Here is a 16,302-nt window from a genome sequence, read left to right as displayed (position 1 = left end):
GATTCGACTTGCCTGCTGCACCTCAACAGCAATATCTCTGCTTTAATATATTATAATCCTCGTATGATTTTTATAACAGCCGCAATAGAGGCGATATCTCTTCAAAATAATATATGAAGAGCCTATGAAGCGATCTTGTCATAGACACATACAGCAGCTTTATATCCATCTCTTCCATTCCATAGTTATCCCTGCTTCCGTTAGCTATGAAGACCACATCAAATTCCAGACCCTTAGAGAGGTAAGAAGGCAGTATCACGATTTCGCTGTTATATTCTTTTTCTTTTCCTGTTATAAGCTTTGGCTTATATTTAGAGGCCTTTAAATAAGAATATGCTTCCTCGCTCTCATCTATAGTCTTACATATTACTGCCACAGATTTGTAGGATTCGGGCTCCAGTGCATCCAGGTCTCTTTCAATCTGAGCGCATATCTCCCTTAGATTACCCTTCTGCATCACACGTACAGGAGCTCCATGCCTTATTACCGGTTTCCCCACAGGAAAATTCCTATGCTTGATATTGCTCAGCACGGCATTTGCCGCATTCATAATCTCTACAGTGGTTCTGTAACTTTGTTCGAGCACAAGCAGTTCACAATACCTGCCCTCAAAGACCTTATCCTTTATATCTCCCCAATCTCCGGTGCCTCTATAGGAGTGTATGCCCTGAGCCAAGTCTCCCAATATGGTAAAGGAGGAATCCTTTATTATTTTCCGGATGACTAATATTTGAAATGGGCTGAAGTCCTGGGCTTCATCTATTACGATATGCCTTACGGGTATTTTCTCATCTATGCCATGTATTTTGTACTTCATGTAAATTATAGGAGCCAGATCTTCAATTTCAATATGTCCTGCCCTGAAGGCCTGCATAGAATGTCTGATCATAAAATCGATCAGCTCTGATGAAATATTTTCAATGGATAGCTCAGGTCTTGCCATGTAATTCTGCAAGAAATCCTTATAGTACTCGAAGGGGTTCAATTTAGATATTTTCTTTATATAATCCGAAACAGCTTTTTTTGAATGGGTTTCAATTTTATTTACCAGATCATTCTTATTATCAATTATATCGATAATAATACTTTGCCTGTCCGCCGATTCCTCCATCATATCTTTTATTCTGTTTATTTCTCTGACACAAGCCTCCTCCAAGCTTTCTATTATAGCTTCTTTCCGGGCTTTCATCCTGTTTGCCATATGCTTTTTAAGTTCGTCTATCCTTTTCACAATGGGTAATTTGCTGTATTCATTCAAGAAAAGGTTATTTAACTCATCATACTTAAATATAGTTATAGAATTCAGCTTGAAATCCTCCTGGGGAATGAAAGCCTTTTCCACAGTTTGAATGTAATCATCAATGATTTCCTTAAAAAGCATAGAGCATTTGAGCTGCGATTCCATCTTCATCAGCTTGTTTCTTGCCGATTGGCTCTTATCCTTGTTCTCATTGACAAATATATTAATTTTTTCATATCCATCCGCTATCTTTAATTTCAAGCCGATAATTTGAAGAGCAAAATCTTCAAAGGTAGTCTGGCGGGCTTTCTCTACCCCCAGTTCCGGCAGAACCTCCGATATATAATTCAGGAAAAGCCGGTTAGGTGCAATGATCATAAAATTCTCGGGCTTAAATTGCTTTTCGTAGGTATAAATAAGATATGCTATTCTGTGGAGTGCAATGGTGGTCTTCCCGCTTCCTGCAGCCCCCTGCACTATTAAAGGAGTCCACATATCGGCTCTGATTATCTTGTTTTGCTCGGCCTGAATCGTACTGACAATGTCCTTCAGCCTATTATCTGCATTAGCGCCTAGAGAAGCCTGCAATATTTCGTCATTGGTAGTTATATCAATATCATATATTTCTTTCAGGCTGCTCCAGTCTATCACATACTGCCTTTTTAGAAGGAGTTCTCCTTTTATGATGCCATCAGGACATGAGTATTCTGAATCGCCAAGCCTTGATTCATAATACAGATTTGCAATGGGAGCACGCCAATCCGTAATTATTAGCTCCATTGTATCCTCATCTATCAAAGCCATTTTGCCGATATAATATTTTTCTCCCGAATCGTTTTCCTCCTCTTTAAAATCAATACAGGCAAAATAGGGTTTCCTTTTTGCCTGTGTCAGATTTACCAATTTTAACTCTGCTCTATCCTGGAGCATTGTATTGATCATGAGATCTATATACTGCTGACTGCTGTCAGAGTTGAAATGCTTCTTGCCCTTTGCCACTTGTTCATCTATATTGCTTTTGCGAGCTATAAAGGCATTCAGGCTTTTATCCACATGCTTTAAAGTATATTCTAGCCTGGCCTTCTCCTCGCCATAAGCAGGATGATTTTCAGCAGACATTAAGTCACCTCCTTAGAATAGAGTTGTCGGTGTTCAGCAAAGCTGAACCCATTGATTTTACTTGATTTATAGTAACTGGAAACAAGTAACTTCACCTCACATGCTCCAAACCTGCTAAAATAGGGGTTTAGGAAGGGGGATGAGGTCATTTGTTACCACCAAATCAAAGCCATTTAGCTTATAGATTAAATCTCTATCAGAACGTTAAACAAACTGATAGTATTGCAAAAATTCTTTCACATATTGATCTTTCTTGTGTCTATGACCTTTGTAAACGTTTTTACTCCAGCAATCCATGGGGACGTATCGCAAATTATCTTCCTCAAGATGCTTTAAGGTCACTATTAGTGATGTATCTTGCAGGTTTTACATCCATTAACAAATGGGTCAAAGAACTAAAAGATACACCCCGGTATGCTTACCTATCCGGATTTACCCCTGAGAAAACGCCCTCAAAAGCCTATTTCTCTTGGTTTATGTCTAACCTGTTTGGAGAGGATTTTGACATAAATGATATCATGACTCAGGGTACGTTGCTTAAGAAGATATTTGAACTTGTATTCGTCAATAAATCCATTGCGCTTGGTATTATTGATCCCCATGATAAAGTGATTTTTGATGGTTGCAAGGTCAAGACTTTCTGTAAGCAGAAGTATGTTCCGGAAAAGTACTGTAGGTGCTCCAGCAATAGCATTAAGCCTTTTAAATGTTCTATGTGTAAAGACCCAGAAGCCACCAAAGGATATGACCATAACCTTGACCGATATTTAATAGGCTATGGACTACATTTTGCAGCAACCCCTATAGTTGATAATCAATCCAAATGTTTACCGCTTACTTTTTTTGTTGCAGGAGCCGATGTCCATGATTCCAAAGTAGCTTCACATCTTTTAATGTACCTTTATCACGATATGAAAGTGGATTTTAACCATGTCATCCTGGATTCAGGCTATGATGCATACTACATTTACTGGTGGATCTCTTTGCTGGGTGGTAAGCCGATTATCGCGATCAACCCAAGAAACTCGCAAACTCCTACACAAGAGAATAAATACGGGTTACCTGTTTGTTCTGCCGGTCATGTTTACTATTACTGGGGAATTGATAGAAAGAAGCGTAGATACAAGTGGCGATGCCCTTTGAAAGCATCAAAGAAATTAGCTAAGAAGCTTAAGTGTGATAAACCTTGTTGTGATTCCAACTATGGCAAGACAGTCTATACTCACATTGAAGATGACATCCGCTGGTTTACACAAGTCCCTAGAGGCTCGCAACTCTGGAAAGACCTATACTCAAGAAGAGCACGCATCGAATCTGTGATCGGCGATACGGTCCTCAATAACGGATTAAAGTCCCCATTATTCCGGGGTACAAAAAACTTCTTCGTGAGGACTGCCTTGGTATGCATGACCCAACATGCAAAAGCCATAGCTGAAGTCCTTGAGAGTATAGATTACCAGAAAAATGCCGCTTAATCCATAGGAAATTTAATCCTTTACTCCTATGTTTAGCTAAGCTCTGCCATTTTACAATGGTAAACTCTTCCTATCAACTGCACCTTTTTTAATTTTCAATGATCAGTCCTTTTGTTATTGCTTTACTGTTAATTACTGTTACTTTTTGGTGTCCGTAACCAATTTATTTCACTTTACTGAACACCTACATAGAGTTCAGAACTAAGAACTCAGGGTGAATGTATTCCTTTTGGGTCTTATTAGTTTTGTTAGTTCAGTGATTTATGTTTCATTCTATTGCAATAACTCTAATTTATATACCAAGCCTTATGCTGCCGCGCGCAATACTTGGTATGCCGATTTTCCTTGCAGCAAAAAAGGTGCCGTGACAGTCAGAGCCTCCGGTTATAAAGAGATTGTTAGCCTGGCAAAATTTACTGCAATGCTTTGTTATATCGGGGTTATTCTCAGGATGGTAGCATTCTATGCCCATTATGCCCTCATCCAGCATGCCATGCAATATGTCTTTAAAATTAAAGCGATAAAAGGGTGCGCCCGGATGAGCCAACACAGCTATACCGCCTGCGTTTTTTATCACAGAAATAACTTCTTTGGGATCAGGAAACTTCATTTTTTCAAATGGATTTCCCCAGCCGTCGAAAAGGGGGAAGAAATCTTTTGTATTACTGCAGATCTTCTTGTCTATCAAATAGTTTAAAGCTTTCCATCCGCCCCGCTTCGGATTATTCTGATAACGGCCGTAATCCGACAGGCTCACGTCAAGGCCTTTCTCATAGAGGAATTTTATGCTTTCCTCATCTTTTTCTTCCATAAAATCTCTATTCCGGGATATCAGCTTTAGCAAGCCGTCGTCAAGTATATCTATGCCATACCCAAGTATATGAAGATTAGCTTTATTAAAGGAAGTATCAATTTCTACACCCGGTATAAAGGCTAAGCCTGCCTTTGCCGCAAGCTCAGCCGCTGTCTCTACATTTTCTACTGAATTATGATCCGTAATAGCAAACATGCTTATATTATTCTTAATTATTTCAGCAACGGCTTCATCAGCGGTCCACGTCCCGTCTGAAGCTGAAGTATGAATGTGCAAGTCTATCTTATCATTGTTCAAGATATTATCCTCCATTCAAAAATAGTAAAAATCTTTCATAGCAAGTGAAAGATTTCAATAGCTATTATACTACGAAGCTTTATCCTGCACAATATGTATTATATGCAATTTTTCCCTTCTAAAAGCGCATAACAAATTAGAGCACCGCCTCTTCAATCATTTTTATAACCGCTTGGCACAGTTGAAAATAAATGCATGGACGGAAACAGCGGCTTTATATGATCAGGATAACTATAGCTTGTTGAAATTTACTATATAATGCTCAATAAGTCATATTATGAATATTATATATCTTCTTCAATATATTACAGGTTTAATTATATGCTTCTGTCTTATATAATTACAAAAAAGCCTAGTCCACCTTTTGTGGAGCGGAGGAACTAACTCTGGGGTGAATAAACGGGCTCTTAAAGGCCGTTTAAGGGAAGCTCTCAACCTAATCCGTCAACTAACTTCGCAGGCTGATGAGAGGAGAATATTGATGCAAGGAAGATATTCGAAGCTGTGCTTCACAGTCTTCGCAATGGTATTAGTCATTTTTTTGTCCGCTAATATTGTACAAGCTGATTATGGCTATACTACACTGAAAATGGGCATGAGGGGCTCTGATGTGAGCACGCTTCAGACCAAGCTCAAAGGTTTAGGATATTTCAATAATAATGTTACAGGCTATTTTGGAAGTATAACAAAAAATTCAGTCATCAGATTTCAGAAAGCAAATGGTTTATATGCTGACGGAATAGTAGGCAAAAATACTTACAGGGCATTGAACAACAGCTCGTCAGCTGCCTTAAGCTCCAGAGGAACGGTTGAGAGAACAAGCGGGAGCAATATCGTGGCGGCAGCAAAATCTTATATGGGAGTGCCCTATGTATGGGGCGGAACTTCTCCAAGCGGTTTTGACTGTTCCGGTTTTGTCCACTATGTCTATGGTAAATATGGAATCTGGCTTCCAAGGACTACAGAATCTTTATATCCCACCGGAACCTATATAACCAAAGCTAATCTCAGAGCAGGAGATCTTGTATTCTTTACAACTTATGCTCCGGGTGCATCCCATGTGGGGATATATATAGGCAACGGCGACTTTATCCATGCCAGCAGTTCAAAAGGCGTAACTATTAGCAATTTAAGCAACAGCTATTATGCACAAAGATATTTCGGTGCAAAAAGAGTGATGTAGCCTATATTTCATTCTCGTAATATTCGCCTTGCTCCATGATACGTCGCAATTTCTCCATATCACGAGTCAAGGAAAGAGCCAGCATAAGCTTTATTCTGGCTTTCTGGCCCGGAAGATTTCCGCCTAGGATTATTCCCATATTTCTCAGTTGCTTACCGCCTCCTTCATAACCATAGGTATCCAATACTCTTCCGGTAGGACATCTCGATACCATTACTACAAAAACTCCATTATCTATGGCATATTTTATGCCCTCAATCATTTTAGGAGGCACATTTCCTCTCCCCAGGGCCTCAAGCACAATGCCTTTGGCACCTGTATCCACTGAGTATTTTATAAATTTTGAATCCATACCCGCAGCACATTTTATCAGATCCACATCGGTCTCAATTCCATCTGTAGGTATGTACTGTCTGTTTATTACATCTCTATGGAATATTACCCTGTCGTTATCTACAACCCCCAGAGCCCCGAATTCCAAAGACTTGAAAGTATCCAAGCTCAATGTGTTCGTCTTGGTAACTTCTCCGGCTGCATTTACTGTATTGTTCATTACCACCAGTACACCCTTATTTTTTGAGTACGGTGAAATCGCTGTACATACGGCGGCTGCCAGATTGCTGGGTCCGTCATAGCCCAATTCAGAACTGTTTCTCATAGCGCCGGCAACGACTATGGGCTTCTCACAGTTTATGGATAGATCCAGAAGATAAGCAGTTTCTTCCAATGTATCCGTCCCATGGGTAATTATTACTCCGCAAATATCATCTCTGCTGATGGTTTTCAAAACCAGGCTGCGTAACTCCATCATTTTTAATGGGCCTATATGAGGTCCCGGCAGCTTGCCGAAATCTATGGATTCGATTTCAGCAAATTTATCGATATTCGTCACCAAAGACATGATCTCATCATTTGACAAAGATGGTATAGCGGCACCTATCCGAGGGTCCACCGTCATTGATATAGTTCCACCTGTGAATATTATGGCTACCCTAGGCTTTTTCATTGCATAACCCCCAAAATCAATTTTTATATAATGCTTACATATGGATTATCTTTAATGTAAAACCTCCAAGGAAAATCTCTTGCCTCTTCGGCATAATCAATGCCTATCCTCTTTGCTTTTACAATCTCAAAACTATCCTCCTGCGCCTGATTTTCACATATAAAAAGTCTATCACCCGTCAAATCTTCTCCATTTAATTCCTTGGTTATATTAAAAGCTTTGCAGAGCTTTCCCGGCCCATTGGTCAAATTCTTAACTTGGCTCTTCTTCAGCTCTTCAACAGCTTTCCCATACCTGTAATTTGCCATATGTTCCAAGCCTTTTACAGGCTCTGCGGCCCTGATAAGTACAGCCTGGGCAATTTCTTTTTCTGCAGCTACAACATTTAAGCAATAATGCATGCCGTATATGAAATACACATAAGCATGCCCCTCTTCACCATACATGACTTCTGTCCTGGCCGTTCTTCTGCCCTTATAGCTGTGAGCCGCCTTATCGTCATAGCCCATATATGCTTCAACCTCTGCAATCCTTCCTATAAGCTTCTCATTCTTGACTATATGCACTAAATATTTGCCAAGAAGCTGCTTTGATAGATCAACAGCATTTTCCCTGTAGAAACTCCCATTAAGCTTTACCAACTCCAATTTACCTGCTGAATCAAAATGCACCTAACCGACCTCCGATTTATGTTCTTCGTCTTTCTTCGCTGATTCCTTAGTTACAGCGATGCTCCTCAAAGTAACAGATATTATGACGATCGCTCCTCCTAAAATTGCATATGGACTTGGTTTTTCGCCTGCAAATAAAAATACCCAAATAGGATTCAATAAAGGTTCAAGGACGGTTATCAATATTGCCTCCAATGCCGACAGATGCTTCATAGCCAATGCATATAAAATATAGGCAAAGCCAAGCTGAAATATACCCAATAATATGATGCCTAATATGCTTTGCATATCAGGTATCTTCCCTATCATAAAGGGAATTGCAACAATGAAGGTGAGCACATTTCCTATAAAAGTGGTTTCAACAGGAGATCCATCCTTTTGAAGCCTTAGAGCAATTGTCACGCAAGCAAGAAAAAAACCGCTTATGACAGCAAGCAAATTACCCAGCATGCTTCCTGAGCCCACATTATCTATAAAGAAAAGCAGCATGCCTGCAGCCACTGCGGCAATAGACAAATAATCGTACCATTTTATTTTTTCGTTAAGAATCCAGACACCTAATATTGCAACAAAAATTGGAGCTGTAAACTGCAGCAGTATTGCATTAGCTGCTGTTGTAAGCTTGTTTGCGGTTACAAATAGAATTACAGTGGATGCATAGGCTACGGCTCCTCCTAATTGAGCTTTTGACCATGTAAACATAGGCTTTCTAAGATATAGCCAAACCACAATAGAAGAAATGAAGCTCCTGGCCCCCGCTATTGCTATAGGATTCCAGTCTACAAGCTTGATAAGGATTCCGCCGGTGCTCCAAAGTATTGAAGCCAGTATAAGAAAAACTATTGATTTATAACGTTGATCTTTAAATATTCCTGTATTCATTTCTTCACTCCACATCAATTTATAACTTAGTATTATAACATCATTCTTATTCTACCTTTTATAAAAAAATCCTTTGAATATATCAATAAAGATATAAAATATATTGTTCAAGCTTTAACATAAAAACAGAGTTGTTAACCCCAACTCTGTTTTTTACTCTATACTTCAGGTTATAGATTTGATTTCCATAGGCCGTGAAGATTGCAGTATTCGTAAACATCTACGCTGTCTTTATCACAGAATACAGCTTTGGGTTCCTGCCCCGGATTTAAATGAATCCTTTCAATTCCGTTATCAGATACAACAGCAATCCATTCAATGAAGTGCTCAGGTATCATAGGATGCGGTACAGACCCAACCTCTACTACTATTTTGCCATCCTTCCTGGAGGCAGCCGGTACATGCTTTTCCTGAGAAGCATCAGTAGTGTTTGCAACCAGCTTTGTCATCGGTTTGCCGCAGCATACGAGCTCCCCTCCGCCGTTTTTTATAAGCTCTACAATATTCCCGCATACACTGCAGCGGTAAAAAGTTACTTTTTCTTTCATGTTATACCCACCTCTCAAATAATTATTTCTTTGTAAAGTATGGCTATCAATAATAATTATAAATAATATACCATTCTATGTCAAATCAAAACGCTTATGACCGCTCCAAGTCCTAATGCGATGGCCAAAGCCCCGTTAATGATAATAAAGTTCTTGACTGCCAGCACAAAGGTATCTTTTTTGCTCTGATGTTCATAAAAAAGCTTAATATGCTCGCTGACCAGGAAATAAGTTGCAAGAAGCAAAATACAAAAATATGGAATTGCCTTCAATACAATTAAAATCAAAAGTATCAAATATGCAAAATGATACGATGCTATGAAAACCTTCAATGCCTTTTCTTTTCCTATATATACGGGCAAAGTATATCTGCCGTTTTGAATATCATCTTCTATATCGCATATGTTATTGGCCAGCATTATGTCACCGATTCCTATAACTGAGGGCAATGACAGCAGGATTATATAAAACAATTCCGCAATGTTAACCCTGAGATTCAAGATGCCTCCGCTGATTCCTAATGTTATAATGCCCCGGTCAAGCACATGAATATATATGGCCAATACAGGTATAAAGAAACCCATAACCCCGCCCGAAAATATCTCTCCGAAGGGAGTGCGGGATATAGGCACCGGACCATAGGAATAAGCTATACCTATTATAAAAGACATTCCGCCAATGAGAAGCACAATGATATTGGTGTTTAAATACAGCAAAAATCCAAATGCTGCAGCTATGGCCAATAATATAAAAATCGTTGCCCTTACGCTTCTTTCGCTCAAATTATATCTGACAATAGCATTATGGCTTTCGTACCCATAGCCATATTTCACATTTGCTTTTTTATAGTCCTGATAATTATTGATTGCAGTAGTGGCCATATCTATACATAATAATGAAACAAACATCAATAGAAAATTTCTTAATATAAAGCTATCATATCTATATATTGCATAAAAAGTTCCTATTAAAAAAGGGATGATGCTCGCTGCCTTGGTTTGTATCTCGACCAGCTTCAAAAAACTGTTTATGGTCATATGCGACTCTCCTATTTTGCTCATATATCATTTGTTGTTCCCGATGAACCAATCTATCAATTTTCGCGAAATACTTATGCTTCCGGGGATTTGAGGCATATCACCTACCTCAAACCAATCAGCGTGCTGTATCTCATTTTCCTGCAGCACAATTTTGCCTTTATCATATTCTGCCGTAAAGCCAATCATCAAAGAATTGGGGAATGGCCATGGCTGACTGCCAAAGTACTCAATATTCTTAATTTCAATGCCGACCTCTTCCCTAACCTCTCTTCTTACACATTCCTCCAGGGATTCTCCTGCCTCAACAAAGCCTGCCAATACGCTGTAAAAACCGGTAATTGAATTTTTATTCTTAGCCAAAAGGATTTTATTATCTTTTACTATGGCTACAATGATAGCAGGGGATAGCCTCGGATAAAAAAAGAGCCCGCAGCGTGGGCATATCTTGGCATGCTCATCAATTTTATCCACAGTCTTTTCCCCGCATTTTCCGCAAAACCTATGCTTTTCATCCCAATTTACTATTTGAACAGCACGACCTGCTATCTGAAAGAAAACATCTCCTATTTCAGAATATGCTTGCCTGAGATTAAAGGCTTCCATGCCCCTAGGAATAGTCTTTTCTTCAGGCAGCCTTGATGCATAGCAGGGATTATTATCTATACTGCCTATATAAAAGCTTTTTCCAGCTAAATCTTCGGCGAAAACATCCATGGAATCCGGAATCTTATAAGCCTCGTCAGTCTTTTTTAATAATATTTTATCCTTATGAAACAAAAACCAAAAATAGGGCTCTCTATCATCAGCCGAGGGTAAACTGCCCAGATTAAAATCATCTATAAACAATTCCATATTCCTCTCTCTTGCTATACATTAAACCTGAAATTGATGATATCTCCGTCTTCCACGATATATTCCTTGCCTTCCAGGGTAGCCAGGCCCTTTTCCTTAACCTTCTGCATGGAACCAAGTTCCTTCAAATTGCTGAACTTGCACACCTCTGCCCTTATAAAGCCCTTTTCTATATCGGAATGAATCTTGCCGGCTGCCTTTCGCGCTGAAGTGCCCTTATTTATCGTCCATGCCCTCACTTCATCGTTTCCCGCAGTAAGGAAGGAAATCAACCCAAGATACTCATAGGCGGTCCTGGAAAGCTTATCAACCCCGGATTCAGTTATTCCCAGATCCTCCAAAAACATCTCCCTGTCTTCAGGATCCAATTTGGCTATCTCCAGCTCCGACTTTATACATAATTGAATAAGAGGCGTATCAACATTTTTAGAGTGCTCCATAAGAGCTTCCTTAGAAGGATAATCGTCAGCCCTGAGCTGGTCTTCATCCACATTGACAACTAAAATCATAGGCTTTTCAGATAAGAAGCCAAAGGTTTTAAGATGATCCTTCTCCTCATCGCTTAGATTCAGATTGTGTATCAAAAGCCCATTTTCAAGACCTTCCTTACACTTTTTAAGCACTTCCAGTTCAGCCAGATTTTCTTTTGTGACCTTTTTAGAGGTTTGTATTCTTTCTATTCTATTATCTATCACTCCCAAATCGGCAAAAAGCAGCTCCATATTTATGGTTTCTATGTCCCTCATGGGATCGATGCTGCCTTCGACATGAATAACATCGTCAGATTTAAAAGCCCTGATTATATGTATCAAAGCATCGGTTTTTCTTATGTTATCCAAAAATTGATTGCCTACTCCTTTGCCTGTGGAAGAGCCGCTCACCAGGCCAGGGACATCGATAACCTCAATGGTTGCATATGTCGTTTTCTTGGGTTCATACATTTGACTGAGGAAGTCAATCCTTTCATCCGGTATCTTCGCTATGCCGAGGTTTGCATCGACCTTGCCCGTTGAGAAGCCTGCTACTTCCTGATCTGATCCCGTCAACAGATTAAACAAAGTAGTTTTGCCGACAGACGGCAGTCCTATCAATCCAATTTTCATTATAATACGCAGGGATTACTATATTAAATAACCCTGCTTTTCAACTCCTTTTCTAAGATATACAATTGTATTGTATCATAAAATTCTTATTCTTTGCATCATGTTTATAGACCGCATTGCCTTTCAAGCTTTGCAAGTTCAACTGCAAGCTGAGACCCAACCATCGCATTATTATATATGAGAGCAATATTGGATTCCAGGCTCTCTCCGCCTGTGATCTCTTTTACCTTTGCAAGTAGGAATGGAGTGGATTCCTTTCCTTTTATACCTTTTTGCTCCGCTTCTGCAACAGCATTTCCGATAGCCTTTGTAATCATATCATAGTCCATCTCATATTTTTTCGGTATAGGATTGGCTATGACTATCCCACCGTTAAGGCCCAGATCCCATTTTGCCTTAAGAATATCAGCAAGCTTCTTTACTGAGTCTACTCTATAGTCAACCTTATAACCGCTTCTCCTCGTATAAAAAGCCGGCATCTCACCCGTACCAAAGCCTATTACAGGCACTCCCTGAGTCTCTAAATACTCAAGTGTCAAGCCTATATCAAGTATTGATTTTGCTCCCGCACATACCACGGCCACATTGGTGCGGGCAAGCTCCTGAAGATCCGCTGAAATATCAAAGGTTTCCTGGGCTCCCCTATGTACTCCGCCTATCCCGCCTGTTGCAAAGACCTTGATACCTGCCAGTGCTGCGATAATCATAGTAGATGCTACTGTGGTAGCTCCATCAAGCTTTTCAGAAACTATAAAGGGCATATCCCTTCTGGAGGTTTTCACAACATTCTTTGCCTTTCCCAGATATTCTATTTCCTCCTCCGTCAAGCCGACCTTCAGCTTTCCCTGAAGAATTGCAATGGTAGCAGGTACTGCTCCATTTTCTTTCACGATTTTTTCCACATTGAGTGCAGTCTCCACATTTTGCGGATATGGCATTCCATGAGATATGATGGTTGATTCCAAGGCAATAACAGCCTTTTCGTTTTTTATTGCATCTGCAACTTCCGGTTTTATATCTAAATATTTTCCCAGCATAAATTTATCTCCTTCATCTTTGATTTTATATTTTGCACCGATATATCAGGATTAATGGTATCCTCGTGTGAAAGAGCGAGTATTGATGCGGCTACAGCCATATTGGCGCTTTCCTTGATGCTCAGATTATAATAATGCCCATAAGCGAGAGCTGCCATAAAGGCATCCCCAGCTCCTGTAGCATTGACTACTCTAATTTTGGGCACTTGTATGTGAGCAATACTGCTTCCGTCATTGTAGAATATTCCGCTATCACCCAGGCTTATAAAGACCCTTTTGACTCCTTTTGCCAGAAAATATTCCGAGGCTCTCTTCAGATCATCATCATCTTTTATTTCAATTCCCGTGAGCATCTGAGCCTCAAGTTTATTAGGCTTGATGGTGTGGAAATATCCAATCAATTCTTTAACCTTTTTTGCCTTTGCAGTTGAAACAGTATCAAGAAAAAAGTCAGTTCCTTTGTATGTCGTAACGATATATTCGATCACTTCTCCGGGTATATTGGTGTCAATAACGCAGAGCTTTGAATCCTCGATCACATTCCTTTTTTCTTTTATAAAATCAACGCTCATGCTTTCACAAATATCCATATAGGATATTGCCGCAGCCATATCGCCTGACTCGTCGAGTATAGACAGATATGTAGAGGTTGACTCTCCTTTAAGCACCAATGTATCTCTCATATCAAGCCCGATCGATTTAGCTTCTTTAAGTATGGCATAGCCGTAAGGATCGTCTCCGATAACGCTCAACAGCCTTGTTTCGATTCCAAGCTTCACCAGATTTTCCCCAATATTTCTACCCACTCCTCCGAGGGATACTTTTATCTTCCCCGGGTTTGAGTCTCGGGGAATGAATCTTTCATAGGGAAAGCCCTGTATATCCATATTTGCGCCGCCTACAATTGCAATATAGGAATTACTCATCTTCTTGACTCCTTTATTATTTTAACTGATCATATCATAAATTTACTACAAAACCATCTATTAGTCAAAATGAGATTAAATATCAAAAAGGCTTCAGCAATATATTCGAGCCAGGATTAAGTCAGCTCTGTCACTTTTTATATTAAATATCTCGAAATCCGAAGAACCGCACTCGCAATCCTTTGCTTTTATTAATATAATATCTCCTTTATGTATAATATTTTTGTCTTCCCCGGCAGCTTTGATGCTTACCTCACCATTGACACAGTACATAGCCTGCACACATCGGAAAAACCCCTTTTTATTTTGGAAGTCAACGGCTTTAGTTGCCTCTCCATCCAGATGTATGGCTTCCAGATCTCCCTCACAGCCTTCCCTCATCATCAGATTGAAATCTACCACTTTTCCATAGCTTTTAGTCGTCCAGCTTCCGCTGAAGGAGTCCTGATCAAATCTTTTCAGAACCTTCTTATAGTGACCTTCATGCTCCAGAAACAATTCTCCTTCAATGATCATAATGATCCTGCTTATACCCGGCAATGAGGTAAAAACAGACTCTTCTGCTTCAACCTGTGCCGAGCTCAGGCGCCAAATAAAATTGCGCTGGCTGTAAACAGCATCCTTGGGGTAAATTGCAAGCTGTGTTGTTGTACCGCCTGACCAAAGACTTGTTTGAAGCTGCTCTTTTTTTATAATTTCAATTTCATACTCCATCTTTAATACCACACCTCTCAATCATTATCAATTTTTGATCATCAAGGAAATATATTTATTAAAAGCCTTTAAAGAGCCTGTAAAAATCCTTATTATATTCATCAATCCATATCGGTCAATCATTTCTGTTTTTTTGTTTACAAAAATATTTACATATAGATTTGTCACCAGCAGTTCCCAATAATATCTTCGCAGGCTCATTCCGGAAGGGCGGATCATCACTTGTCCAAAGCTCCACTTTTCATAATCCTTTGCATTATAGAGCAACCTGTCTTCATATTTTTTATACATCGGCAGATTAGGGAACGGAGTCAAGGGACTGATACTGGTTATCTGGGGTTTAAGGCTTTTTATATATCTTCTCAATGCACTGAAATCATTCGCATCCCAATCCGGATGAGCCATAAAGGATGCCCAAACATCCACGCCTAGTTCCCCAAGGATTCCGGCCGCCTTATAGTTATCCTCTATTGTGGATTTTTTCCGGTAGTCCGCCAGCTCCGCATCTTTAAATGTTTCATAGCCCACTAAGACAGCCTTCAAGCCGCATTCTACAAACTCTTTAATTGCATTTTTATATAAAATTATGCCTTTGACCGAACCATATACTATAAAGTTCTTCTTTATACCCATTCCTCTTATCAAGCTAAGAAATGCCTTGATTTTTTCTTCGCTCGCAAAAAAATCGTTATCCATCATCATTATAGTAGGCTCTTTAATTTGTACCATATCCCTTTTGGTCAGTTCCGGATCAATTAAGACTTCCTCATAGCCTTCAATCCTCCATCTCAAGCAGAAATCACAAACTTTCCCACAGCCCACACCAAACTCCATTATCGCTGCGGGACGATAGCCAAAGTAGGAGTATTCACGACGATACTTTTCAGTAGAAGACCTATCAGGCGTCAGGTAAGCATTTCTGCCTTTCTTTCCTGTTGATGCATAACTAAATTTTTTGGATCTGACTCCATCGATTTTGGATCTCATTGACCCTAGAGCTAACCTTTCATAGAGCTCTATAAGGTTTTCTTCATTTGTATATTCAAAGATATGATCTACGGCGTCATGAAAAAAAGCTTCAGAATTTAAATATGCTTGTGTTCCTCCCACAATGGTGTGCATCTGATCATCCACGTTTTTTACTTCAATGCAAAGGTCGAGAACTTTATTTACATCAATGCATAAACTGGTGATGCCCACGGCTTCCGGACTGCATAATTCTATTTTATCCTTCAGACTTATAGTTTCAATCATCATATCAAAAATCTCTACATTATGGCTCTCCTTTAAAACCCCATAGATCATCTCTAAGCCCAAGGGCTCTGAAAACATGAAATCGCTCAGGGTTATAGCCTGTTTGATCCTCGGGGGCCTTACCAATAATATTTTCATTTC

Annotated in this window: 15 protein-coding genes and 1 riboswitch; of the genes, 2 read left to right on the top strand and 13 right to left on the bottom strand. The window is 39.6% G+C overall.

The window, feature by feature from the left end:
* Window positions 1-70: 70 nt before the first annotated feature.
* A complete protein-coding gene (gene helD / locus AC4HCY_RS10915) occupies window positions 71-2,359 on the bottom strand; it encodes an RNA polymerase recycling motor HelD (protein ID WP_491094267.1) in 2,289 nt (762 codons plus the stop codon).
* 149 nt (window positions 2,360-2,508) lie between these two features.
* Between helD and AC4HCY_RS10910 the strand changes: the two genes are divergently transcribed.
* Entirely contained in the window at window positions 2,509-3,834 is a 1,326-nt protein-coding gene (locus AC4HCY_RS10910) for a transposase (RefSeq protein WP_491094266.1), read from the top strand.
* A gap of 292 nt (window positions 3,835-4,126) precedes the next feature.
* Here the strand turns inward: AC4HCY_RS10910 and AC4HCY_RS10905 are convergent, their stop codons facing one another.
* A complete protein-coding gene (locus AC4HCY_RS10905; protein ID WP_323432145.1) occupies window positions 4,127-4,945 on the bottom strand; it encodes a PHP domain-containing protein in 819 nt (272 codons plus the stop codon).
* Window positions 4,946-5,284: 339 nt separating this feature from the next.
* Window positions 5,285-5,423: riboswitch (cyclic di-AMP (ydaO/yuaA leader) on the top strand.
* A 3-nt stretch (window positions 5,424-5,426) separates the two neighbouring features.
* On the opposite strand from AC4HCY_RS10905, the gene AC4HCY_RS10900 reads away from it, so the two are divergent.
* Window positions 5,427-6,128 (top strand): C40 family peptidase, encoded by a 702-nt coding sequence (locus tag AC4HCY_RS10900; RefSeq protein ID WP_323432144.1) that lies wholly within the window; start codon window positions 5,427-5,429, stop codon window positions 6,126-6,128.
* A 1-nt stretch (window position 6,129) separates the two neighbouring features.
* Here the strand turns inward: AC4HCY_RS10900 and AC4HCY_RS10895 are convergent, their stop codons facing one another.
* The 11 genes from AC4HCY_RS10895 to AC4HCY_RS10845 all read right to left on the bottom strand — a co-directional run bounded on the left by AC4HCY_RS10895 (window position 6,130) and on the right by AC4HCY_RS10845 (window position 16,299).
* Window positions 6,130-7,134 (bottom strand): asparaginase, encoded by a 1,005-nt coding sequence (locus tag AC4HCY_RS10895; RefSeq protein WP_323432143.1) that lies wholly within the window; start codon window positions 7,132-7,134, stop codon window positions 6,130-6,132.
* A gap of 23 nt (window positions 7,135-7,157) precedes the next feature.
* Window positions 7,158-7,775 carry a DNA-3-methyladenine glycosylase gene (locus AC4HCY_RS10890; RefSeq protein ID WP_323432152.1) on the bottom strand — a complete coding sequence of 206 codons (618 nt, stop codon included), beginning with the start codon at window positions 7,773-7,775 and terminating at the stop codon, window positions 7,158-7,160.
* Window positions 7,776-7,805: 30 nt separating this feature from the next.
* The gene (locus AC4HCY_RS10885) at window positions 7,806-8,687 is read right to left on the bottom strand and encodes a DMT family transporter (protein ID WP_491094265.1); all 882 of its coding nucleotides are present in this window, start codon (window positions 8,685-8,687) and stop codon (window positions 7,806-7,808) included.
* Window positions 8,688-8,857: 170 nt separating this feature from the next.
* Window positions 8,858-9,235, bottom strand: coding sequence for a desulfoferrodoxin (locus AC4HCY_RS10880; protein ID WP_323432141.1), 378 nt, complete (start codon window positions 9,233-9,235; stop codon window positions 8,858-8,860).
* An 80-nt stretch (window positions 9,236-9,315) separates the two neighbouring features.
* Window positions 9,316-10,272, bottom strand: coding sequence for a 1,4-dihydroxy-2-naphthoate polyprenyltransferase (locus AC4HCY_RS10875; protein WP_323432140.1), 957 nt, complete (start codon window positions 10,270-10,272; stop codon window positions 9,316-9,318).
* Between the two features lie 27 nt (window positions 10,273-10,299).
* On the bottom strand, window positions 10,300-11,127 hold the full coding sequence (gene nudC, locus AC4HCY_RS10870) for an NAD(+) diphosphatase (protein WP_323432139.1): 828 nt from the start codon (window positions 11,125-11,127) through the stop codon (window positions 10,300-10,302).
* 14 nt (window positions 11,128-11,141) lie between these two features.
* Window positions 11,142-12,230 (bottom strand): redox-regulated ATPase YchF, encoded by a 1,089-nt coding sequence (ychF, locus tag AC4HCY_RS10865; protein WP_323432138.1) that lies wholly within the window; start codon window positions 12,228-12,230, stop codon window positions 11,142-11,144.
* 104 nt (window positions 12,231-12,334) lie between these two features.
* Window positions 12,335-13,267: a pseudouridine-5'-phosphate glycosidase gene (locus AC4HCY_RS10860; protein WP_323432137.1), complete on the bottom strand. Its 933-nt coding sequence runs from the start codon at window positions 13,265-13,267 to the stop codon at window positions 12,335-12,337.
* Window positions 13,249-14,193 carry a carbohydrate kinase family protein gene (locus tag AC4HCY_RS10855; protein ID WP_323432136.1) on the bottom strand — a complete coding sequence of 315 codons (945 nt, stop codon included), beginning with the start codon at window positions 14,191-14,193 and terminating at the stop codon, window positions 13,249-13,251. Before AC4HCY_RS10855 ends, AC4HCY_RS10860 begins: the two co-directional genes overlap by 19 nt.
* Window positions 14,194-14,286: 93 nt before the next feature.
* The gene (locus AC4HCY_RS10850) at window positions 14,287-14,907 is read right to left on the bottom strand and encodes a HutD/Ves family protein (protein WP_491094264.1); all 621 of its coding nucleotides are present in this window, start codon (window positions 14,905-14,907) and stop codon (window positions 14,287-14,289) included.
* 27 nt (window positions 14,908-14,934) lie between these two features.
* The gene (locus AC4HCY_RS10845; protein ID WP_491094263.1) at window positions 14,935-16,299 is read right to left on the bottom strand and encodes a B12-binding domain-containing radical SAM protein; all 1,365 of its coding nucleotides are present in this window, start codon (window positions 16,297-16,299) and stop codon (window positions 14,935-14,937) included.
* Between the last annotated feature and the right edge of the window lie 3 nt (window positions 16,300-16,302).

This window comes from Lutispora sp. QWL-02 (genome assembly GCF_058315355.1).
The sequence above is the reverse complement of the archived record's forward strand: the minus strand, read 5'-3'. Positions and strand labels throughout refer to the sequence as shown.